25 protein-coding genes and 1 tRNA gene are annotated in these 21,366 nt (G+C 66.4%); 19 read left to right on the plus strand and 7 right to left on the minus strand.

Features of this window, described 5'->3' with window-relative positions:
• On the plus strand, nt 1–435 hold a 435-nt coding region (locus VLA96_02890; GenBank protein HSE48134.1), incomplete at its 5' end, for a histidine-type phosphatase.
• Between the two features lie 10 nt (nt 436–445).
• On the opposite strand, the gene VLA96_02895 is transcribed toward VLA96_02890, so the two are convergent.
• Nucleotides 446–868, minus strand: a complete 423-nt coding sequence (locus VLA96_02895; GenBank protein ID HSE48135.1) for a hypothetical protein — start codon at nt 866–868, stop codon at nt 446–448.
• A gap of 74 nt (nt 869–942) precedes the next feature.
• Here VLA96_02895 and VLA96_02900 point away from each other — a divergent pair.
• From VLA96_02900 to VLA96_02925, 6 genes are all read left to right on the plus strand, one after another.
• Nucleotides 943–1,031 (plus strand) — tRNA-Leu (locus VLA96_02900).
• A gap of 141 nt (nt 1,032–1,172) precedes the next feature.
• Entirely contained in the window at nt 1,173–1,934 is a 762-nt protein-coding gene (locus tag VLA96_02905; protein HSE48136.1) for a DUF4190 domain-containing protein, read from the plus strand.
• Nucleotides 1,935–2,169: 235 nt separating this feature from the next.
• Nucleotides 2,170–2,397: a hypothetical protein gene (locus tag VLA96_02910; protein ID HSE48137.1), complete on the plus strand. Its 228-nt coding sequence runs from the start codon at nt 2,170–2,172 to the stop codon at nt 2,395–2,397.
• A 99-nt stretch (nt 2,398–2,496) separates the two neighbouring features.
• Nucleotides 2,497–3,117, plus strand: a complete 621-nt coding sequence (locus VLA96_02915) for a DUF4126 domain-containing protein (protein HSE48138.1) — start codon at nt 2,497–2,499, stop codon at nt 3,115–3,117.
• 86 nt (nt 3,118–3,203) lie between these two features.
• Nucleotides 3,204–3,818 carry a DUF47 domain-containing protein gene (locus VLA96_02920; protein ID HSE48139.1) on the plus strand — a complete coding sequence of 205 codons (615 nt, stop codon included), beginning with the start codon at nt 3,204–3,206 and terminating at the stop codon, nt 3,816–3,818.
• Between the two features lie 40 nt (nt 3,819–3,858).
• Nucleotides 3,859–4,887, plus strand: a complete 1,029-nt coding sequence (locus VLA96_02925) for an inorganic phosphate transporter (protein ID HSE48140.1) — start codon at nt 3,859–3,861, stop codon at nt 4,885–4,887.
• Nucleotides 4,888–5,256: 369 nt separating this feature from the next.
• On the opposite strand, the gene ribB is transcribed toward VLA96_02925, so the two are convergent.
• From ribB to VLA96_02955, 6 genes are all read right to left on the minus strand, one after another.
• A complete protein-coding gene (gene ribB, locus VLA96_02930; GenBank protein HSE48141.1) occupies nt 5,257–6,420 on the minus strand; it encodes a 3,4-dihydroxy-2-butanone-4-phosphate synthase in 1,164 nt (387 codons plus the stop codon).
• Nucleotides 6,421–6,546: 126 nt separating this feature from the next.
• A complete protein-coding gene (locus VLA96_02935; protein ID HSE48142.1) occupies nt 6,547–6,810 on the minus strand; it encodes a hypothetical protein in 264 nt (87 codons plus the stop codon).
• 62 nt (nt 6,811–6,872) lie between these two features.
• Nucleotides 6,873–7,343, minus strand: a complete 471-nt coding sequence (locus tag VLA96_02940; protein ID HSE48143.1) for a MerR family transcriptional regulator — start codon at nt 7,341–7,343, stop codon at nt 6,873–6,875.
• Nucleotides 7,344–7,532: 189 nt separating this feature from the next.
• On the minus strand, nt 7,533–8,198 hold the full coding sequence (locus VLA96_02945; GenBank protein ID HSE48144.1) for a tetratricopeptide repeat protein: 666 nt from the start codon (nt 8,196–8,198) through the stop codon (nt 7,533–7,535).
• Between the two features lies 1 nt (nt 8,199).
• Nucleotides 8,200–8,400, minus strand: coding sequence for a sulfur carrier protein ThiS (gene thiS, locus VLA96_02950; protein ID HSE48145.1), 201 nt, complete (start codon nt 8,398–8,400; stop codon nt 8,200–8,202).
• Nucleotides 8,401–8,437: 37 nt separating this feature from the next.
• Nucleotides 8,438–9,103, minus strand: a complete 666-nt coding sequence (locus tag VLA96_02955; GenBank protein HSE48146.1) for a hypothetical protein — start codon at nt 9,101–9,103, stop codon at nt 8,438–8,440.
• Between the two features lie 129 nt (nt 9,104–9,232).
• Here VLA96_02955 and ndhC point away from each other — a divergent pair, with 129 nt between their 5' ends.
• From ndhC to VLA96_03015, 12 genes are all read left to right on the plus strand, one after another.
• Nucleotides 9,233–9,655, plus strand: coding sequence for an NADH-quinone oxidoreductase subunit A (gene ndhC, locus VLA96_02960; GenBank protein HSE48147.1), 423 nt, complete (start codon nt 9,233–9,235; stop codon nt 9,653–9,655).
• Nucleotides 9,656–10,150 carry an NADH-quinone oxidoreductase subunit C gene (locus tag VLA96_02965; GenBank protein ID HSE48148.1) on the plus strand — a complete coding sequence of 165 codons (495 nt, stop codon included), beginning with the start codon at nt 9,656–9,658 and terminating at the stop codon, nt 10,148–10,150.
• On the plus strand, nt 10,150–11,355 hold the full coding sequence (nuoD, locus tag VLA96_02970; protein HSE48149.1) for an NADH dehydrogenase (quinone) subunit D: 1,206 nt from the start codon (nt 10,150–10,152) through the stop codon (nt 11,353–11,355). Before VLA96_02965 ends, nuoD begins: the two co-directional genes overlap by 1 nt.
• Nucleotides 11,355–11,840 carry an NAD(P)H-dependent oxidoreductase subunit E gene (locus VLA96_02975; protein ID HSE48150.1) on the plus strand — a complete coding sequence of 162 codons (486 nt, stop codon included), beginning with the start codon at nt 11,355–11,357 and terminating at the stop codon, nt 11,838–11,840. Before nuoD ends, VLA96_02975 begins: the two co-directional genes overlap by 1 nt.
• Nucleotides 11,840–13,162, plus strand: coding sequence for an NADH-quinone oxidoreductase subunit NuoF (nuoF, locus tag VLA96_02980; protein HSE48151.1), 1,323 nt, complete (start codon nt 11,840–11,842; stop codon nt 13,160–13,162). The genes VLA96_02975 and nuoF overlap by 1 nt, the downstream gene beginning before the upstream one ends.
• Nucleotides 13,162–15,531, plus strand: a complete 2,370-nt coding sequence (gene nuoG / locus VLA96_02985) for an NADH-quinone oxidoreductase subunit NuoG (GenBank protein HSE48152.1) — start codon at nt 13,162–13,164, stop codon at nt 15,529–15,531. Before nuoF ends, nuoG begins: the two co-directional genes overlap by 1 nt.
• A 76-nt stretch (nt 15,532–15,607) precedes the next feature.
• Entirely contained in the window at nt 15,608–16,651 is a 1,044-nt protein-coding gene (gene nuoH / locus VLA96_02990) for an NADH-quinone oxidoreductase subunit NuoH (GenBank protein HSE48153.1), read from the plus strand.
• Nucleotides 16,651–17,142 (plus strand): NADH-quinone oxidoreductase subunit J, encoded by a 492-nt coding sequence (locus VLA96_02995; protein HSE48154.1) that lies wholly within the window; start codon nt 16,651–16,653, stop codon nt 17,140–17,142. The genes nuoH and VLA96_02995 overlap by 1 nt, the downstream gene beginning before the upstream one ends.
• Nucleotides 17,142–17,444, plus strand: a complete 303-nt coding sequence (gene nuoK / locus VLA96_03000) for an NADH-quinone oxidoreductase subunit NuoK (GenBank protein ID HSE48155.1) — start codon at nt 17,142–17,144, stop codon at nt 17,442–17,444. The genes VLA96_02995 and nuoK overlap by 1 nt, the downstream gene beginning before the upstream one ends.
• Nucleotides 17,441–19,513 carry an NADH-quinone oxidoreductase subunit L gene (nuoL, locus tag VLA96_03005; protein ID HSE48156.1) on the plus strand — a complete coding sequence of 691 codons (2,073 nt, stop codon included), beginning with the start codon at nt 17,441–17,443 and terminating at the stop codon, nt 19,511–19,513. The genes nuoK and nuoL overlap by 4 nt, the downstream gene beginning before the upstream one ends.
• Nucleotides 19,510–21,039 carry an NADH-quinone oxidoreductase subunit M gene (locus tag VLA96_03010; protein HSE48157.1) on the plus strand — a complete coding sequence of 510 codons (1,530 nt, stop codon included), beginning with the start codon at nt 19,510–19,512 and terminating at the stop codon, nt 21,037–21,039. The genes nuoL and VLA96_03010 overlap by 4 nt, the downstream gene beginning before the upstream one ends.
• A partial coding sequence (locus tag VLA96_03015; GenBank protein ID HSE48158.1) for a hypothetical protein occupies nt 21,036–21,366 on the plus strand: 331 nt, incomplete at its 3' end. The genes VLA96_03010 and VLA96_03015, both read left to right, overlap by 4 nt.

Here is a 21,366-nt window from a genome sequence, read left to right on the forward strand (position 1 = left end):
AAGCGCGCGCCGCTTGCCAAGGCGCCTGCCGCCAGCAAGGTCGTCATGCTCCTCGGCCACGACACGAATATCGCGAACCTCGGCGGCCTGCTGAACGCCGACTGGCTGCTCGCCGGGTACCAGCGCAACGCGACGCCGCCCGGCGGCGCGCTCGCGTTCCATCTTTATCGTGGGAAGACCACCGGCAGCTACTTCGTCCGGCTCTTCTACTACGCGCAATCGCCGCAACAGCTGCGCGAGCTTGCGCGGCTCGACGTTTCGCACCCGCCGTCGCGCGCCGAGATCGCCCTTCCGGCTTGTGTCGCCGACGGCGCCAAGGCGGGCGCCGGCATGGCGTGTCCCTGGATGACCTTCGAGCGGCTCGCCACCGGCGCGATCGACCGCGCCTGCGTGGGCGCCGGCAAGCCGCAGAAGGCCTCGGCTCCAAAGATGTGAGAGAAGCCTGCTACTCGGAAGAGCGCGGCATGCGCGCTACGAACCCGGCGCCGAAGCCGGCCACGACGCCCCAGATCAGCCAGCGGACCTCGCTCAGTACCCCCGGTGATTTCCCGACCGCGCGCGCCACCTGCACGCGCGCCAACCCGCCGAACGAAAGCAGCAGCACGCCTGCCAGCACCAGCCCCAGCAGCGCGCCGATCACTCCGTGCTGTAGGGCGCGCACCGCGGTCTCTTCATCGGGCTTCCCCGCCAGCGCGGCGCGAAAACCGAGGAACCCGAGATACAGCGCCAGCGCGGCGATGAAGATCGAGAGCACCTGGAAGCGCCGCACCGGCACTGCCAGGGCAGCGACCGCCAGCCCTGCCAGCGCCGCGAAACACGTCCCCGTCACCGCGCTGACCGCCGGGATGACGTACTGTGCGCCTTTCATCGTTCACCTCGTCCCGAAAACCGCCGCTCGCCCATGGTAGTGCTTGTCCCTGACGTTACACTACTGGGAGCCGTGCCTGGGTGGCGAAACTGGCAGACGCACGGGACTTAAAATCCCGAGCCCCGAAAGGGGCGTGAGAGTTCGAGTCTCTCCCCGGGCACCAGCGCACTCCTCACTACTTACTCCTAACTCCCACTTTTTTCTGGTAGGCTTCGCCTTCCCCCAAGGAGCCTTGGTGTACTGCAACGTCTGCGGCACGGCCAACGTCGAGCACGCGCGCTTCTGTGTCCATTGCGGCAGCGCCATGGCAGGACAGACTCTCGTCGTTCCGCCGCAGGCGGCGGCCGCAGCTCCCCAGGCCGCACCCGCCATCGTGCCGCCGGCGGTGCTTCCCGCTCCGGGTTCGCTGCCGCCGACTGCGGGCGCGATGCCGCAGACCAGCGGCAAGGCCGTCGCCAGCATGGTGATGGGACTGGCGAACGCCATGTTCGCCTTCCTGTTCTTCCCGCTCGCTGTCCTGGCGGTGATCTTCGGGCACATGGCGCGCACCGAGATCCGCAAGAGCGGCGGCCGCCTCAAGGGCGACGGCTTCGCCGTGACGGGCCTCATCACCGGCTACGGGAGCCTTGGCTTGGTCGTGCTCATCATGGCCATCGCCATCGTCGGCGCCGCCGGCGACTCCTTCGGCGACCTGGGCGGAAGCGGCGGCGGCGAGACCCAAGCCCTGGGCGCGCTCCGCACCTACCTGGTCGCGACCGTGACTTACGACGCGCAGTTTGCCAGGGGCTATCCGCCCTCGCTCGCCGCCATGGGACCCGGCGACGGCAGCGAGAATGGCGCGGGCCTGCTCGATGCGAGCATGACCTCCGGCGAGAAGTACGGCTATCGCTACACCTACACGCCTCTGGACCTGAACGCCGACGGCATCTACGAGGCCTTCACGCTCACCGCCGACCCGGCCGGTTTCAGCAGCCTCAGCGGCCGCCACTTCTTCGTCGACGAGAGCGGGATTATCCGTGTGGAAACGGACCACATGGCCACCTCGGATAGCCCACAACTCCAATAGCATCAGGCGTTTACGACGACGACGCGGCAGATCTTCAATGAACGGCCGTTCAGTTTTTGCATTGCTTTCTGGGCATTTTCTGCTAAGCTATGCGGTTTCCATGGGGTTAGGTAGGGCTCTCTGGGCAACGATTTCCTGCCACGGTGAATCCGTAAGCCTCTCGGCCGAATCCAATAACTCAGCGCCACACAGCGACATACATCCGTAAATCTTAAAAGAGGGCAGAACTGTAATCATGGCAAAGCGTCGCGGCAATCCGAACTGGGGCAAGCCGGAGCCGATCGGGCCGATCATCCCGGTCGTGACCTCCTTCGAGCAGGCGGTGAAGGAGTTCAAGCTGACCCCGGACCAGTACATCCGCTCGACCCGGCTGCGCGAGTGGGCGCGCCGGAACAAGAACTCGAAGTTCATCCCTGAGTCGCTGCTGCAGGCCTGGGGCTTCGAGATCGAGTCCACCCTCTAACCGCGGGATCTGCACGGGCCGTCCGCCGCGGCGGACGGCCTTTTGCTTTCCGGGCACTCTGCCCGCTGCCGCCGCGGCATCTAAAATCCTTGCCGCACGATGTCGTGGGACCTCAATACCGCGCACCTGCTCGGCGTCCTGGTCGCCGCCAGCTTCGCCGCCGGCCTGAACGTGTATGCCACGGTCGCGACGCTCGGCCTGTTGTCGCGAGCCGGCTTGTTCGACCTCCCGCCGGCGCTGCACATGATCGCCAGCTGGTGGGTCATCGGTATCGCCGCGCTGCTGTTCGCGGTCGAGTTCTTCGCCGACAAGATCCCGGCATTCGACCTGCTGTGGAACGCGCTGCAGACGTTCGTGCGCGTGCCCGTCGCCGCGCTCATCGCCTGGGGCGCTACCGCGCAGCTCTCCCCTGCCGACCAAGTGCTGGCTACGGCTCTGGGCGCGGCCATCGCCTTCGCCGCGCACAGCGGCAAGATCGCGGCGCGGGCTGCCGTCAGTCCCTCGCCGGAGCCGGTCTCCAACAGCCTGCTCAGCCTGGCGGAAGACCTGGTCGCGGTGGGGCTGACGTGGTTTGCCACGCAGCATCCGTATCTCGCGGGCGCCATCGTCGCGGTCCTGCTGGTCGTCCTGGTCCTGCTGATCCGCTGGGTGTGGCGGGCGATGAAGGCGCTGTTCCGCGGGGCGGGCGAGGAGCTGCGGGCGCTCGAGCATCGCGCATGACCGGCGGGTTTGACCGGCTCTCGACCGCATGAGATATTTGTGCGTTTGAGCGCGCTTCCCCGACGCTGCAAGGAGCTAGCCCTCGCATGGTGCGACTGATCCCGCGGGAAACCAAGTTCTTCGACATGTTCCACGAGATGTCCACCAACCTCACCGACGGCGCCCGCCTGCTGCGGCAGCTGCTCGGTGATTACCAGAACGTCGAAGTGCGCGTGCAGGAACTCGCCGACATCGAGCACAAGGGCGACGACATGACGCACGCCATCCTGACCAAGCTCAACCAGACGTTCATCACGCCGTTCGACCGCGAGGACATCCACAAGCTGGCCGCGACCATCGACGACGTGCTCGACTTCGTGCACGCCGCGGCCGAGCGGCTCACCATGTACAAGATCACGCGCGTGCCGCCGGAAGCGGCCGCGCTGGCCGACGTGGTGGTGCGCCAGAGCGAGCAGATCACCAAGGCCGTCGCCGGCCTGGAGAAGCACTCGGGCGTGCTCGACGCCTGCGTGGAGATCAACCGCCTGGAGAACGAAGCCGACCTGATCGCCCGCAACGCCATCGCCAAGCTGTTCGAGACCGAGCGCGACCCCATCACTCTCATCAAGATCAAAGAGCTGTATGAAGTGCTCGAGACGGCGAGCGACAAGGCGGAAGACGCCGCCAACGTGCTCGAGAGCGTCGTGCTGAAGAGCGCCTGATCCCGTTGCCTACTCCGGAATCGTGCGAGGAGCCTGAGACGTGACCACCGAGCAGTGGCTGCTGATCCTCACCGTCGCCGTCGCGCTGGGCTTCGACTTCATCAACGGCTTCCACGACGCCGCCAACAGCATCGCGACCGTTGTTTCCACGCGCGTGCTCTCGCCGCGCATCGCGGTCGCCTGGGCGGCGTTCTTCAACTTCGTCGCCGCGTTCCTGCTCGGCACGGCCGTGGCCAAGACCATCGGCAAGGGCATGATCGACCTGCAGTACGTCAACCAGTACGTGGTCCTCTGCGCCCTGATCGGCGCGATCGTGTGGGACCTGCTGACGTGGTGGTGGGGCCTGCCGACCTCGTCGTCGCACGCGCTCATCGGCGGCTACGCCGGCGCGGCCATCGCCAAGGCGTGGACGCTCCACGTCATCATCCCCGCCGGCTGGTACAAGACGCTCCTCTTCATCGTGCTGGCGCCGCTGATGGGCCTGGTGCTCGGGCTGGGGATGATGGTCGCGGTCTCGTGGATCCTGAAGAACAAGTCGCCGCGCGGCGTGGACAACTGGTTCCGAAAGCTCCAGCTGCTCTCCGCCGCCGCCTACTCGCTGGGACACGGCGGCAACGATGCGCAAAAGACGATGGGCATCATCGCCGGCGCGTTGTTCACCGGCGGCATCCTGACCAAGGAGCAGATGCAGGCGGAGTGGGGCCCCTACAAGTGGCCCATCATCCTCTCCGCCCACCTGGCCATCGCGCTCGGCACCTACTTCGGCGGGTGGCGCATCGTCCATACGATGGGATCGAAGATCACTAAGCTCAAGCCGGTCGGCGGATTCTGCGCGGAGACCGCCGGCGCCATCACGCTGTTCGGGACCGCACTCGCCGGCATCCCCGTCTCGACCACACACACCATCACCGGCGCCATCATCGGCGTCGGCGCTACGCATCGTCTCTCCGCGGTGCGCTGGGGCGTGGCGCAACGCATCGTCTGGGCGTGGATCCTGACCATCCCGGCCTCGGCGCTGGTCGCCGCCGTCTGCTTCTGGCTCATCAAGTTGTTTGTGAGCGGAGCCTAGTCCCGGGGGCACCCCCTCCCCCTCCCCCCTCTCCCCTCTCCCAAGAGCGATCTTTTGCTTTCAGCAAGTTAGGGAGCGCGGAGGGGCTAAGTCTTTTCAAACACCGTGGTTGCGGGCAAGTTCTTGATCTACCGGGACTTATCGGTCTGCTGTCCAATGAAATCAGCAGCTTGCAAACCACGGTAAGGGGCCACCTACCGTGGTTCTACCGTGAATCTGTTTTCAAAGAGCGTGGTTGCGTGAGGCACACTGTGCCACTCCCAGTATGACCGACGGCGGGGGCAAAAGCGGACATCGCAGCCAAGGCTGAATCACGCCACTTCTCAATGGTTTAGCAAGAAAAGCTAAAGCGCAGGGCCTTGACAGGTTCTAGCGGGCGGTACGGGCGGGGACCGCGACCGGGACCTGCTCGACGATCTCGATGGTGTAGCCCTCGAGCGCGGCGATCTTGCGGGGGTGGTTGGTCAGGAGGCGCACGCGGTGCAGGTTCAGGTCGCTCAGGATCTGCGCGCCGATGCCGACCTCGCGCTGCGTCTTGCGCTGGTGCTCGGGATGAGCGGGCTCGCGCACGTCGCGATGGAAGGCCAGCGTCGGCTTGTCGCCGATCTTCTCGATGGAGAAACCCTTGCCGGTCTGGTGCAGGTAGATGAGGGCGCCGCGGCCTTCTTCCGCGATCATCTGGAGGGAGCGCTCGATGATGGCATGGCAGTCGCACCAGGTCGCGCCGAAGACGTCGCCCACCAGGCAGTGCGAGTGCATGCGGACCAGCACCGGCGCCGAGCCGGCATGCTCCACGTCGCCCTTGACGAGGGCGACGTGCGACTCGCCATCGAGCTGGCTCTCGTAGGCGATCATGCGGAACTCGCCGTGGGCGGTCGGCAGCAGCGCTTCGCCCACGCGATGCACGTAGCGCTCGTGCTTCATGCGGTAGCGAATGAGCTCGGCCACGGTCAGCATCTTCAGGCCGTGCTGGGCGCAGAACTTGAGCAGGTCGGGGACGCGCGCCATGGAGCCGTCGTCGTTCATGATCTCGCAGATGACGCCGGCGGGGATCATCCCGGCCAGGCGCGCCAGGTCGACGGAGGCCTCGGTCTGCCCGGCCCGGACGAGCACGCCGCCCCTGCGCGCGCGCAGCGGAAACATGTGCCCCGGGCGCACCAGGTCGCTCGGGCGCGACTTGGGGTCGATGGCGACGTGGATAGTGCGGGCGCGGTCGTGCGCGGAGATGCCGGTGGTCACGCCGTCGCGGGCGTCAACCGCCTCGCAGAACGCGGTGCCGTACTGCGAGGTGTTCTCCGCGGTCATGGGGCCGATGCGGAGGTGGTCGAGGCGGTCCTCGGTCATCGCCAGGCAGACCAGGCCGCGGCCGTAGCGGGCCATGAAATTGATGGCCTCGGGCGTCACTTTCTCGGCGGCCATGGTGAGGTCGCCTTCGTTCTCGCGGTCCTCGTCGTCGACCACCACGACCATGCGGCCGGCGCGGATCTCGGCGAGCGCGGTCTCGACGTCCGTGAATGGGGCTTGCAGGGGCATCCAGCTTGGGATTCTAACAGGCAGGAAACGGCGCAGGTTTACTAGGCAGGAGACACCGGTAGGGACGTCCGTCCCAACGTCCGAGAGACGGCCAGCAGGCCGTCTCTACCGCGGAACGATCGCCTTCTAGCTCGGCTTGCGGACCTTGATCTCCTCGTCCTTGATGTGGAACTGCGCGGAGCAGCTGTCGGAGCCGCAGATCACCGGGATCAGTCCGACCACCTGCTTGCGCGTGATGAGCCCCAGCGTCCCGCACTCCGGGCAGGAGAGCACGGCCCAGTAGGGGTCGTCGCCCTCGCCCACGTCACCGGCATTCTCCAGCACGAACAGGGTTCCCGGCTCCATCTGCTCCGGGATCCATTCGCTCAGGATGTTGAGTTCCGCGACCATCTCACCTCCGTGGAACGCCTTGCCTGTGGTGCCTAAGAAGCCGTTGCTGCCTTTCTATGAATTCAACCGCGGCGGCGCTTGCGCGCCCGGTCTTCCGACGCCGACGCGCTCGCCTTCTTCAGGCCCCTGATCTCCGCGCGGATCTGCCGCACCGCGTCGCTCAGGCCGATGGCCAGCATCGGCTGGCGCGCGTTCTTCAGCAGGTCCACGATCTCCTGCGCCGAGTGCTCGAGGTAGATGGTCTTGCCGTCGGTGAGCAGGTGGTAATCGGAGTCGCCGCTCACGGTCTCGACCAGGCGCTTGCCGAGCTCGCGCTGGAGGAAGCGCATCACCTTGCGCACGCGCTGCAGGGAGAAGCCCTTGGTGCGGAGCTCGACGATGACTGCGACCTCGGCCAGATCGTCGAACGAATACAGCCGGCGATGGCCGGCGCGCTGCGGCACGACGATGCCGCGCTCGTCCCACCACTGCAGCTGGCGCGGCGTGATGCCCGTCAGCTCGACCACTTCGTTCGATGTGAACCGTGTCGTCATGGTTTGCGCCGAATGTTTAAAACAAACACCCAGCAAAATGTTTGAAACATTCTAGGCGCCGAACGTGTCCTGTCAACAGAAAAGAGACCCTAGGTAGTCAACAGGGGCCGGGCGATCGGGCGATCGGGCCAGCGAGCGAATGATGGGCGGGCCGCGCCGCGGAAGGGGCCGGCGAAGCCTGAGGTCTTGCTAGCGAGTCGCCGGCGGCGCGAGGCAAGGCGGCGGCTGGGGGTGGTTGTCACGCGCGAGCGCTTCGGGCTCGCGGCCGTCCTTCTTCAATGCGGCGGCGAGGCGCTCGACGCCCGACCTCGCGTCCGCGCTGCCCTTCCCTGCCGGGTCGAGCTTGACCGCGGCGTCGTACGCAAGATACGCGCGCTCACTCTCGTTGAGCTTCTCGTACGCGCGACCGATGCGCAGGTGGATGGCGGCATCGCCGGGTTTCTGCTCGACCGCCTCGCGGTAGCGCAGGAGGGCGCCGCGGTAGTTCTTGTCGGCGAAGTAGTAATCGCCAACCTCGACGTTGTGGGCCGCTCCCACCGGATCATAGGTGACGGCCGCCGAGGAGCTCTCCGAGCCGCCGCGAGCGGCCGATGGGATGGCGGAGCCCTGAGGCGCCTCGTTGGGGTGCGTGGTGGGCTGGGTGCAGAAGCTGAAGACGCAAACGCTCGTCGCGCCGAAGCGTCCCTTGCGTTTCGCTTCCGTCTGTAGCTTCTTGATCTCCGCGACGTACTCGTCGACGCCCTTGTCCTGGTAGCAGGCGGCTTCGGTCTTCACTTCGTCCTGCTTCGGCGTGGCATCTTGCGCAAACGCCGGCAGCGCCGCAGCAGCCAGTACAAGCCCCAGCAGACGCCGCACGCTACCCTCCCCCGACGAAGTGGACGATCTCGAGCTGGTCGCCTTCGCGCAGCGGGGTGTCGGCCCACCTGGCGCGCGCGACGATCTCGCGATTCAGCTCCACGGCCACGCGGTCGGCCTTCATGCCGAGCTGCTCGATGAGGGCATCGAGCGAAGCCAGCCGGCCGAAGGAGCGCTCCTCGCCGTTGATGCGGAGCTTCATGCCTTCACTATAGATGATGGAAAGCGCGCGAGGACGACTAGCCGCGCTTGAGGAGGAACTTGCGCGTGGCCTGGCGGCCGTTCGCCTTGGCCTGCACCAGCACGGCAGCCTCGGCGAGCGAGTTCTCGTCGAGGAAGATCTTCATCTCGGCGTTGCCGCCGGCGTCGGTGACCGCCTGCGAGTAGATGGGCTGGTCGTTGGCGACGTTCAGCCGCGACGTGAGCTGCGCGCCTGCAACACCGGCGCCGTTCTCGGTGACGGAGAAGCGCATCACGACCGAGCTCTCCTTGTACACCGCGCCCGCGTTCACCCACTGGATGATGAGTCCCGGGGGATTCGCTGGCGGCGCGGTCTCGCTCCCAGCCGGCGCAGCGCCATTCCCCGTCGGGGCGGCGCCATTCCCAGCCGGCGCCGCGTGCGTGGCGGGCTGGCCGGAGGGGTCGAGGCCGAGCATCTCGTTCAGCCTGCCTTCCCGGATGCCGTCGAGCATGCCGCGATGCTGGGATTTCAGCAGGTCGTGCATGTGCTCTTCGGTGAAGTCGGGCTTTTCCATGGCCTCGGCGTAGGAGCTGGCTTTCTTGCCGATGCAGCGGCCGCGCACAAAGACCTGCGTCTGGAGCAGTTTCTCGGCCTTACGGGCCTCGCTCTGCACGTGGTAGACGGTGTCGCCGTGCTTGATGTCGGTGTTGAATCCGAAGATCATCGGCGGTCGTGTAAGTGACGGGAAACACAGCCCGAACCATCGCGCGGCTTACCTTGACTCAACTCCGCGCGACTTCTATATTCGACTGTTTCACCCGTCTTAAGTGGCGCGGATTATACACCGGTTCCTATGCCCGACAACTATCTCGCCCGCTACGTGCCGTTGCTCATCCAGTTTCTCGTGGCCGCGGGTATTGCGGGCGGAATGGTGCTGCTGTCGTGGCTGCTCGGCAAACATAAGCCGACCGCGGTCAAGCAAGCGCCCTACGAGTGCGGCATGATCCCGGTGGGCGACGCCCGCCAGCGCTTCTCGGTGAAGTTCTACCTGGTCGCTATGTTGTTCATCCTGTTCGACGTAGAAGCCATCTTCCTGTACCCGTGGGCGGTGCTGCTGCGCGACGAACTGAAGATGTTCGGCTTCTGGGAGATGCTGGTGTACGTGGTCGTGATCCTGGGCGGCTTCTTCTATATATGGAAGAAGGGCGTGTTCGACTGGGCCGTCGCCGACACCGATCAACTCGTCGGCCTCTCCGATCGCGCGGGGAGCCGCTAGATGCCGCTCACGCCGGCGGTCACCGGGATCGAACCGCTCAAGGACCGGCCGGAGGTCGCACGCCTGGTGGCCGCGAACGCCGAGGCCATCCCCGACGCGAAGCTCGACCGCGATGAGCTGACCATCTGGATCGACCGCGCGTTCATCCGCGAAGCCGTGGCGCTGCTGCGCGACGACGCCGCGACGCAATACAACTTCCTCGCCGACGTCACCTGCGTCGACTGGCACCCCAGCGTGCCGCGGTTCGAAGTGGTGTATCACCTGCTCTCCATCCCGCGGAAGGCACGGGTGCGGCTCAAGGTGCGCCTGGCGGAAGACGGGGCGATCGAATCGGTGACCAGCGTGTGGCCGTCGGCGAATTTCTACGAGCGCGAGATCTTCGACCTGTTCGGGATCCACTTCGTCGGCCACCCCGACCTGCGGCGCATCCTGATGCCGGACGACTGGGAAGGCCATCCGCTGCGCAAGGACTATCCGGTGGAGGGGTATCGCTGATGGCGCACCTCACGCCCACGCCGGTGCTCGACTCCGGGCAGGAACGCACCATGATCCTGAACATGGGGCCGCAGCATCCCTCCACGCACGGCGTGCTGCGGCTGCTGCTCGAGGTGGACGGCGAGAGCATCGTGCGCATGGTCCCCGACATCGGCTACCTGCACACCGGCATCGAGAAGACCTACGAGGCCAAGTTCTACCAGCAGGGCGTCCCGCTGGCGGACCGCATGGACTACCTGGCGCCCTTCCACAACGAGCTCGGGTTCTGCCTGGCGGTGGAGAAGCTGCTCGGGCTCGAGATCCCGGCGCGCGCGCAGGTCATGCGCGTGCTGCTCAACGAGCTGCAGCGCATCTCGTCGCACCTGGTCTGGCTGGGGACGCACGCGCTCGACATCGGCGCGATGTCGGTGTTCCTGTACTGCTTCCGCGAGCGCGAAGACATCCTGCGGCTGTTCGAAGCCGTGGGCGGACAGCGCATGTTCACCGACTACATGCGCGTCGGCGGGCTCGCGCTGGAGGTCCCGCTGGACTGGTTCCAGCGCGTGCGCGGTTTCGCCGACAAGTTCCCGGAGCGCATCGACGAGTACGAGGACCTGCTGACGCACAACCCGATCTGGACGCGGCGGACGAAGGGCGTGGGGTACATGAGCGCGGACGACCTGCGCGCCATCGGCGTCACCGGCCCGTGCCTGCGCGCGGCCGGCGTGGATTGGGACCTGCGGCGGGACATGCCGTATTCCGGCTACGAGAAGTTCCAGTTCAAGGTGCCGGTCGCGACCGAGAGCGACGTCTACGCGCGCTACCTGGTGCGCGTGGAGGAGCTGCGGGAGTCCAACAAGATCGTGCTGCAGGCGCTCGACGGCATGCCGAGTGGCCCGATCAAGGCGGATGCGCCGCACGTCGTCCTGCCGGACCGCGAGAAGATGAAGACGCAGATGGAAGCGCTCATCTACCACTTCAAGATCGTGACCGAAGGCTTCAACGTACCGGCGGGCGAGGTGTACCAGGCCATCGAGTCGCCGCGCGGCGAGCTCGGCTTCTACATCGTGAGCGACGGCACTCCGAAGCCCTACCGTGTGCACGTGCGCGCGCCCTCGTTCGCCAACCTGCAATCGCTGGCAAAGATGTGCGAGGGCAAGCTGATCGCCGACGTGGTCGCGGCCATCGGTTCCATCGACATCGTGCTGGGAGACGTGGACCGCTGATGCCTCCGGTATCGGAAAAACTCGACGCCTTCTTCACCGAGAAGATGAAGGAGTACCCGACGCGGCGGTCGTTCCTCGTCCCGATGCTGCTCTACACGCAGGACGAGCTGGGGTACTTGAGCCGCGAGGCGATCGCGTATCTCGCCGAGAAGACCGACCTGCCGGAGCTCGAGATCCGCAACGTCATCAGCTACTACTCCATGCTGACGACCAAGCCGCGCGGGAAGTTCAACGTGCAGGTCTGCACCAACATTTCGTGCATGCTGCGCGGCGCCGAGGGCGTGTTCGCGCACTGCAAGAAGCAGCTCGGCATCGGCCACAAGCAGACGACGGCCGACGGCGTGTTCTCGCTGGAAGAGGTCGAATGCATCGGCGCCTGCTCCTGGGGCCCCGCGATGCAGGTGAACTATGACTTCCACGAGAACCTGACGAGGGAGAAAGTGGACAAGATCCTGGAGGAGTACGAGAACAAGGCGAAACAATAGTGGCGGACCTGGTCTCACATCCCGACGAGAAGAAGGTCGTGAGCGCGCGCTTCGGCAAGGGCGCGGCGAACATCGAGCGCTATCTCGAGCTCGACGGCTACCAGGCCGTGCAGAAGGCGCTGGCGCTCGGGCCGGACGGGATCATCAACGAGATGAAGGCGTCGAACCTGCGCGGGCGGGGCGGCGCCGGCTTCCCCGCCGGAATGAAGTGGTCGTTCGTGCCGAAGGAATCGGCCAAGCCGAAGTACGTGCTGTGCAACGGCGACGAAAGCGAGCCAGGCACCTGCAAGGACCGGCTCATCCTGGAGCACGACCCGCACGCGGTCATCGAAGGCGTGATGATCGCCGCGCTCGCCATCGGCGCGAAGACCGGATACATCTACATCCGCGGCGAGTACCGGTACCTGGTCGACATCATGCGCAAGGCGCTCGCCGACGCCTACGCCAAGGGCTTCCTCGGCAAGAACATCTTCGGGAGTGGCAGGGACCTCGACGTCTACTGGCACACCGGCGCCGGCGCCTACGAGGTCGGCGAAGAGTCGGCGCTGATGGAGTCGCTGGAGGGCAAGCGCGGCATCCCGCGCATCCGGCCGCCCTTCCCCGCGGTCGTCGGGCTGTGGGGCGGGCCGACCGTCATCAACAACGTGGAGACACTGGCGTCGGTGCCGCACGTCATCATGGGCGGCGGCGAGTGGTACGCCAACCTGGGCACGCCGAAGAACGGCGGGACGCGGCTGTTCTGCTTGAGCGGCCACGTCGCCAAGCCGGGCGTGTACGAGCTGCCGCTCGGCTACAACCTGAAGAAGATGATCTACGAGGTCGCGGGCGGCATCCCGAACGGGCGCCAGCTCAAGGCAGTCGTGCCCGGCGGGTCGTCGACGCCGATGCTCAAGCCGGAAGAGATCGACCTGCCGATGGACTTCGACTCCTGCGCGAAGATCGGGACGTTCCTCGGCTCCGGCGGCGTCGTGGTGCTCGACGACACCACCTGCATGGTGAAGTTCGCGCAGCGCGTGATCAAGTTCTACCAGCACGAGTCGTGCGGCTGGTGCATCCCGTGCCGCGAAGGCACCGACTGGCTGAAGAAGACGCTCACGCGCTTCCACGCCGGCGGCGGGTTGAAGAAGGACATCGACAACATCCAATACCTCGCCGAGAACATGCTGGGCCGCACTTTCTGCCCGCTCGGCGACGCCGCCGCCATGCCCATCATCTCCATCGTCAAGAAGTGGCGGAGCGAGTTCGAAGACCACCTGAACGGCAGGCCGTGCCCTTACGGGCATGAAGAAGAGAAACAACTGCTACCGGTGCTGAGCCACTGATGCCAGACGTCACCATCACCGTCGACGGAAAGAAGCTGACCGCGCCCGCGGGCACGCTGCTGATCGAGGCGTGCAAGCGCGTGGGCATCGAAGTGCCCGCCTTCTGCTACTACCCCGGGCTCTCGCTCCAGGCCGCCTGCCGCATGTGCCTGGTCGAGATCGAGAAGATGCCGAAGATGCAAACGGCCTGCACGGTACCCATCACCGACGGCATGGTGGTCACCACCGACTCCGAGAAGGTGCGGCAGGCGCGCAAGTCGATGGTCGAACTGCTGCTCGGGAACCATCCGCTCGATTGCCCGGTCTGTGACGCGGGCGGCGAGTGCGAACTGCAGGACATGACCTTCAAGTACGGCGCGGCCGAGTCGCGCTACATGGAGGGCAAGCAGCACAAGGAGGAGCAGCAGTGGTCGCCGGTCGTCTTCTTCGATCGCCCGCGCTGCATCCTGTGCTACCGCTGCGTGCGCGTCTGCGGCGAGGGCATGGACGTGTGGGCGCTGGGCGTGCAGGGCCGCGGCGTGTCGTCGGTCATCGCGCCGAACAAGGAAGACCACCTGGAGTGCGAAGAGTGCGGGATGTGCATCGACATCTGCCCGGTGGGCGCGCTCACCTCCGGCGCGTACCGCTACAAGACGCGGCCGTGGGAGATGAAGCACGTCGGCACGATCTGCACGCACTGCGGGGACGGCTGCAAGACCACGCTCGGCGTCCGCCGGCACCAGGACGGCATGCAGATCGTACGCGGTGACAACCGCGACAAGAGCGGCGTCAACGGCGACTTCCTCTGCATCAAGGGCCGCTACGCGTTCGATTTCGTCCACCACGACGCCCGCATCACGCAGCCGCTGGTCCGCAAAGACGGCCATCTCCGCCCCGCATCCTGGGAAGAAGCGCTCGAGTTGGTCGGGCACAAGTTCCGCGAGGTGCGGGACAGGGAAGGCGGCGGACAGGCCATCGGCGTCATCGGCTCCACCCGCACGACCAACGAAGAAGCGTACCTGCTGCAGAAGTTCGCGCGCGTGGTGCTGGGCACCAACAACATCGACCACCACCGCACCGCCGACTTCCCTGCCCTGGCCGCCGCGCTCCACGGGAAGTCCGGCGCGACTGCCACCATGCGCGACGTCTTCAGCGCGCCGGCGATGCTGCTGATCGGCAACGACGCGACCGAGCAGCATCCGCTGCTGGCGTGGCAGATCCGGTCGAATGTCCGCCTGCACAAGGCGCGGCTCTACACCGCGAACGCGCAGCCCATCAAGCTGCGCCGGCAGTCCGCCGTCTTCGCGCACATCGCGGACGGCAGCTACTCCGCGCTCATCAAGTTCCTCGCGGGCGACGACTCCGCCGCCAGCTCGCTGCTGCGCGAAGGCACCACCAAGGAGACGCTCCACGCGCTGCGCGACAAGGCCAAAGCCGAGCAGGAGCTCGTCATCATGTTCGGCGCGGAGGTGCGCGGAGCGGACGTCGCCGCGCTCGCGCAATTCGCTTCATCGCTCCCCAAGGCGCGCCTCATCGCGCTCGGCGACTACGCCAACTCGCGCGGCGCCGCCGACATGGGCCTCTACCCCGACCTGCTGCCCGGCTACACGCCTGTCGGCCGCGCCGAGCACTTCGCGCGCGAGTGGAGCGCCGAACTTCCCGGCGCGCCCGGGATGAGCATCGCGCAGATGACGAAGGCCGCCGCGGACGGCAAGCTCAAGGCGTTGTACGTCGTGGGCTCGAACCCGGTCGCGCGCTTCGACTTCGATCCGTTCGTCCTCTCGAAGCCGTTCCTCGTGGTCCAGGACCTGTTCCTCACCGAGACCGCGGCCATCGCCGACGTGGTGCTGCCGGCGGCCTGCGCCTACGAGAAGTCCGGCACCTTCACCAACACCGCCGGCGACCTGCAGCTGGTGCAGAAGGCCGGCGACGTGACCGGCACCAAGCCGGATTTCGAGATCATCGTGCGCATCGCCGAGCGCATGGGGTTCGACGTGCGCAAGCTCGTGCCCTTCGGCCGCGGCGGCCTGGAAGCCGACATGGGACAGTCGCGCGGCGCGCAGTCCGGCGAGGCGGACCGCCACTCCGTGTGGCTGAAGGCGCAGGGACTGGAGCCGAAGCTCAGCCCGTTCGACCCGAGCGCGATCCTCGACGAGATGCAGCGCATCGTGCCGGGCTACCAGGCATCGCGCGTGAACCTGGTCGCCGGCAACGACGTCGCGACGCACGCGCTCACCGGTGGACACGGCGGCGCGGCGCAGGATGCCGCCGCCATCCGGCCATCGAACGACACGCTCTTCACCTCCGGGACGCTGGGCCGTTATTCGCATGCATTGAACTCGGTGGTCGAGAGCCGGCGCAAAGCGCCCGCAGGCGCGGCGGCGGACTGAAGCTTTCAGCAGTTCAAGGGTTACTTGAAGTGTCATCCTGAGCCGCGGCAGGCGGCGACGGATGTGACAGCGACAAATGCCGGACTGGGCACAATTCGTCCTCCTCAGCCTCGTGAAGAGCGTGGTCGTGGTCGTCATTCTTCTGACGTGCGTCGCCTACGCGGTGTGGCTGGAGCGCAAGGTGGTGGGCCGCATGCAGAATCGCTGGGGCCCCAGCCGCGTCGGCCCGTTCGGACTGCTGCAACCGCTGGCCGACGGCATCAAGTTCATCCTCAAGGAAGACCTGGTCCCGGCGAACGTCTACAAACCGCTGTACATCGCCGCGCCGATGATCTCGGTCGCGCTGGCGCTCATGTCTATCGCGGTGGTCCCGTTCGGCGAGGAGCTGCGCTTCGGCAGGTACAGCACCTGGGCGCAGATCACCGACGTCAACATCGCCTTGCTCGTGCTGCTGGGCGTGACCTCGCTGGCGGTCTACGGCGTCGCGCTGGCCGGATGGTCCTCGAACTCGAAGTATTCGCTGCTGGGCTCGCTGCGCGCGAGCGCGCAGATGGTGAGCTACGAAGCGTCGCTCGGCCTCTCGCTGCTGGGCGTGCTGATGCTCGCGGGCAGTCTCAGCCTGCGGACCATCGTGGACGGGCAATCGGGCACCTGGTTCGGGTTCATCCCGAAGTGGTACATCTTCCCGCAGATCTTCGGGTTCTTCGTCTACCTGTGCGCGGCGTTCGCGGAGACGAATCGCATCCCGTTCGACCTGCCGGAAGCCGAGACGGAACTGGTCGCCGGATACCACACCGAGTACAGCTCGATGAAGTTCGCCATGTTCTTCATGGCGGAGTACACCAACATGTTCACCGTCGCGTGCGTGGCGACGCTGCTGTTCTTCGGGGGGTGGCACGGTCCGGCGCTCCCGTTCCTGCCGGCCGTGGTGCAGAGCTTCGTCCCGCTGCTGTGGTTCGCGGTGAAGATCTTCCTGTTCATTTTTCTCTACATCTGGATCCGCGGCACGCTGCCGCGCTTCCGCTATGACCAACTGATGGCTTTCGGCTGGAAGGTGCTGTTGCCGATCGCCATCGCTAACCTGCTACTGACGAGCCTGCTCGTCGCGCGGTGGGGCTGATGCTGCACCAGGTGCTATTCCTCGTGTTCGCGTGCGTCTGCGTGGCGGCAGCGATCAACCTGCTGGCGCAGCGGCACCCCATCAACTCGGCGCTGTCGCTGATCGTGGTGATGGGCTCGCTCGCGCTGCTGTACCTGCTGCTGGGGGCGGAGTTCGTCGCCGCCGTGCAGGTCATCATCTACGCCGGCGCCATCATGGTGCTGTTCGTGTTCACCATCATGCTGCTGAACGCGGGTGAAGAAGAGCTGACGAAGGGCAGCCGCGTCGCGCTGGTCTTCGGCCTGCCGGCGGTCACGGTCATCGCGGGCGCGCTCGCCTACGTGGTCACGCGCAACACCGGCCAGGTCGCGCTGGGCGACTTCATCGGCGGCCCCAAGGAGATCGGACGGCTGCTCTTCCGCGACTTCCTGCTGCCCTTCGAAGTCACGTCGGTGCTGATCCTGATCGCCATCATGGGCGCGGTCGTGCTTGCCCGCCGGGAGGAGCGCTGATGGTCCCGACCTCCTGGTACCTGGTCCTGAGCGCCGTGCTGTTCTCCTGTGGCGTGGTCGGCTTTCTGCTGAAGCGCAACATCATCACCATCTTCATGTCCATCGAGCTGATGCTGAACGCGGTGAACCTGTCGTTCGTCGCGTTCGCCTACCAATGGAAGCAGCTCTCGGGTGAAGTGTTCGTCTTCTTCGTGATGGTGGTGGCGGCGGCGGAAGCCGCCGTCGGCCTGGCCATCATCATCTCGGTCTTCCGCACGCGCGAGACGCTGAACGTCGACAACGTGGACCTGCTGAAGCTATGACGCCGAACCTTCATCTCTGGCTCATCGTGCTGCTGCCGCTGGCGGGCGCGGCCGTCAATGGGCTGCTGGGCCGGCGCTTCCCCAAGCAGGCAGTGGCGGCGGTCGGCGTCGGGTTCTCCGGCGCGGCGTTCGCGTGGGCCCTGGTGGTGGCAACGCGCTTCGCCGGCCTTGCCAAGGTTCCCTACACGGAGACGCTCGCGCCCTGGATCAGGTCCGGCGCCTTCCAGGCGAACTTCGCCTTCTATCTCGACCAGCTCTCGCTGGTGATGCTGCTGGTCGTGACCGGGGTCGGCTTCCTCATCCACGTGTACTCGGTCGGGTACATGGAGCACGAGGGCGGGTACTACCGCTTCTTCAGCTACCTGAACCTCTTCATGTTCTTCATGCTGACGCTTGTGCTGGCGGACAACTACCTGCTGATGTTCGTCGGGTGGGAGGGGGTGGGGCTGGCGTCGTACCTGCTGATCGGCTTCTTCTTCCTGCGCGACTCGGCCGCCAACGCGGGCAAGAAGGCGTTCCTCGTGAACCGCGTCGGCGACTTCGGGTTCCTGCTGGGGATGTTCCTGCTGATCAAGAACTTCGGCACGCTGGATTTCGGGGGACCGGGCGGGGTCTTCGCAAGGGTCTCGCAGCTTCCCGTCGAGACCGCCGGCGCCGGCCTGCTGACCGCCGTCTCGCTGTTGCTGATGGTCGGCGCGACGGGCAAGTCGGCGCAGCTGCCGCTCTACGTGTGGCTGCCCGACGCGATGGAAGGCCCGACGCCGGTCAGCGCGCTCATCCACGCCGCGACCATGGTGACCGCGGGCATCTACATGATCGCGCGCTCCAACCCGATGTTCTCGCGCTCGCCGATCGCGCTCACGGTGGTCGCCATCATCGGCTGCCTGACCGCGCTGTTCGCCGCCACGATCGGCATGGCGCAGACCGACATCAAGCGCGTCCTGGCCTACTCCACCATCTCGCAGCTCGGTTACATGTTCATGGCCTGCGGCGTGGCCGCATACTCCGCCGGCATCTTCCACCTGATGACGCACGCCTTCTTCAAGGCGCTGCTGTTCCTCGCCGCCGGCTCGGTCATCCACGCGCTCTCCGGCGAACAGGACATGCGCCGCATGGGCGGCTTGCGCACGAAGATCCCGATCACCTTCTGGGTGATGACCGCCGGCACGTTCGCCATCGCCGGCTTCCCGCCGCTGGCGGGCTTCTTCTCCAAGGACCAGATCCTGTGGAAGGCGTGGTCGAGCCCGGCGCTGCGCCCGGTCGCGGGCGAAGGCCTGAACTACCTGCTGTGGGGGATTGCGCTGCTTACCGCGCTCCTGACGTCTTTCTACATGTTCCGGCTGTGGTTCCTGACGTTCTTCGGCGACTACCGTGGCGCGGCGCGCGAAGGCCGCGAGCACGCCGGCCACGGACACGGCGCCGCGCACGATGCCCACGGCCACGGCGAGCCGCACGAAAGTCCGTGGATCATGCTTGCTCCGCTGGTGCTGCTGGCGGCGCTTTCCGTCGTCGGCGGCTGGGTCGGCATCCCGCATGCGCTCGGCGGACACAACCAGTTCGATTCGTTCCTCGCGCCGGTCATCCAGCCGACCTCCGAGGAGTTGCCGGCCGCGGCCGAGCCGGGACATCCCGGCGCGCCCGCGAATCCCGCGGACCTCGAACACGAGCGCCGCATGGAGTGGCTGCTCACGATCGCCTCGGTCGGCGCGGCCGCGCTCGGCCTGTTCTTCGCGTGGCTGCTCTATTGGAAGCGTCGCGACCTGCCCGAGAAGATCACCGCGACGCTCGGCATGCTCTACGCCGCGGTCCGCGACAAGTACTACGTCGACGAGTTCTACAACACCGCGGTCGTGCGCCCGCTCATCGGGCTCTCGACTTACGTCTTCTGGCGCGGCGTGGACGTCGGGTTGATCGACGGCACGGTCAACAGCGCGGCGCAGGGCGCACAGGACGTCTCCGACGGCGTGCGGCGCATGCAGAGCGGCAATGTCCGCTCGTACGCCGGCTGGATCGCCACGGGCGCCGCCTGCGTGCTGGCCTACATGATCTGGCTGGGGGTGCGCCGGTGATCGCGCAGATCAACGCCGTCATCCTCATCGTCATCACGTTTTTGCCGGCGCTGGGCGCGCTCCTGCTCGCGGTATTTCCGCGCAAGGTCATCGCGGAGCGGTGGTTCGCGCTCGGCGTCTCGCTGGTCACGTTCGTGGTGTCGCTGCATCTCGTCTGGCACTGGAAGCCCGGCTACATCGAGGGCTTCCCGCAATTCCAGTTCGAGTACAACGCGCCCTGGATCACCAGCCCGGCGATCAACTTCCACCTCGGCGTGGACGGCATCTCGCTCTGGCTGGTGGTCCTCACCACGTTCCTGGTGCCGCTCAGCGTGCTGGTCTCGTGGCACTCGATCGGGCATCGCGTGAAGGAGTTCTACGTCCTGCTGCTGGTGCTCGAGACGGCGATGATCGGTGTCTTCGTCGCGCTCGACCTTTTCCTCTTCTACGTCTTCTGGGAAGCGACGCTCATCCCGATGGCGCTGCTGATCGGCATCTACGGGCACGAGCGCCGCGTGTATGCCGCGGTCAAGTTCTTCCTGTACACCGCTATCGCGTCGGTGTTCATGCTGGCGGCCATCATCTGGCTGTACGCGCATCTCGGAACCTTCGACTACGTGACCATCCGTGAGCTGGTGAAGTCGAATCCGAGCGCGGCCTCGGCGTCGCTCTGGCTGTTCCTCGGCTTCTTCATCGCGTTCGCCGTGAAGGTGCCGCTGTTCCCGCTGCACACCTGGCTGCCCGACGCGCACGTCGAAGCGCCCACCGCCGGCTCGGTGCTGCTGGCCGGCGTGCTGCTCAAGATGGGCACCTACGGCCTGCTGCGCTTCAACGTCGGGCTCTTCCCCGAGCAGGCGCGCTACCACGCGCCCTGGATCGCGGTGCTGGCCATCATCGGCATCATCTATGGCGCGCTGGTCGCCATGGTGCAGCCCAACATGAAGAAACTGATCGCGTACTCCTCGGTCAGCCACCTGGGGTTCGTGGTGCTCGGCATCTTCAGCCTCACGACCATGGGCCTGAACGGCGCGGTCTACCAAATGCTGAACCACGGCGTCTCGACGGGCGCGCTGTTCATGCTCGCCGGCATGCTGTACGAGCGCCGGCACACCTACGAGATCCGCAACTACGGCGGTCTCGCCACGCCGATGCCGATCTACGCCACCTTCTTCCTGGTGGTGACACTGTCGTCCATCGGGCTGCCGCTGCTCAACGGCTTCGTGGGCGAGTTCCTCATCCTCGGCGGCGCGTTCCAGGCGCGGACCGTCTGGGGCGTGCTCGCCGCGACCGGCGTGATCTGGAGCGCCGCCTACATGCTGTGGATGTACCAGCGCGTCTTCTACGGCGGGATCACCGACGAGCACAACGCGCGGCTCGCCGACCTCGACGGCCGCGAGCGGCTCGCGCTCTGGCCCACCGCGGTCGCGGCGCTGCTGATGGGCATCGCGCCGTGGTATTGGCTCGCGACCATCGAAGGCGGCATCCGCCAGATGCTGCCCGCGCTGGAGCGGCTCGCGCAGGCGGTGTACGGAGGGATGCCGCGATGAATCCCATCCAGTCCGCCGACTACGTCGCCATCCTGCCCGAACTGGTGCTCGCGGGCTTTGGCCTGCTCGTGATGATGGCCGAGCCGTTCTTCGCCAAAGGCGCGAGCCGCAAGCCGCTCGGCTGGCTCGCGTTCGCCGGCGCGGTGGCCGCGTTTCTCGCCACCTGGTACCAGGCGTCGTCGCCCGGGCACGGGTTCTTCTTCATGGTGCGCGTGGATGCCTTCAGCACGTTCTTCCACGCCGTGGTCGCGCTGGTGCTGGCCGCGTGCACGCTGGCCTCCATGGACTACGTGGACCGGCAGCACATCCGGGCGGGCGAGTACTACG

Source organism: Terriglobales bacterium (assembly GCA_035457425.1).
GTDB lineage: Bacteria > Acidobacteriota > Terriglobia > Terriglobales > Acidobacteriaceae > JACPNR01.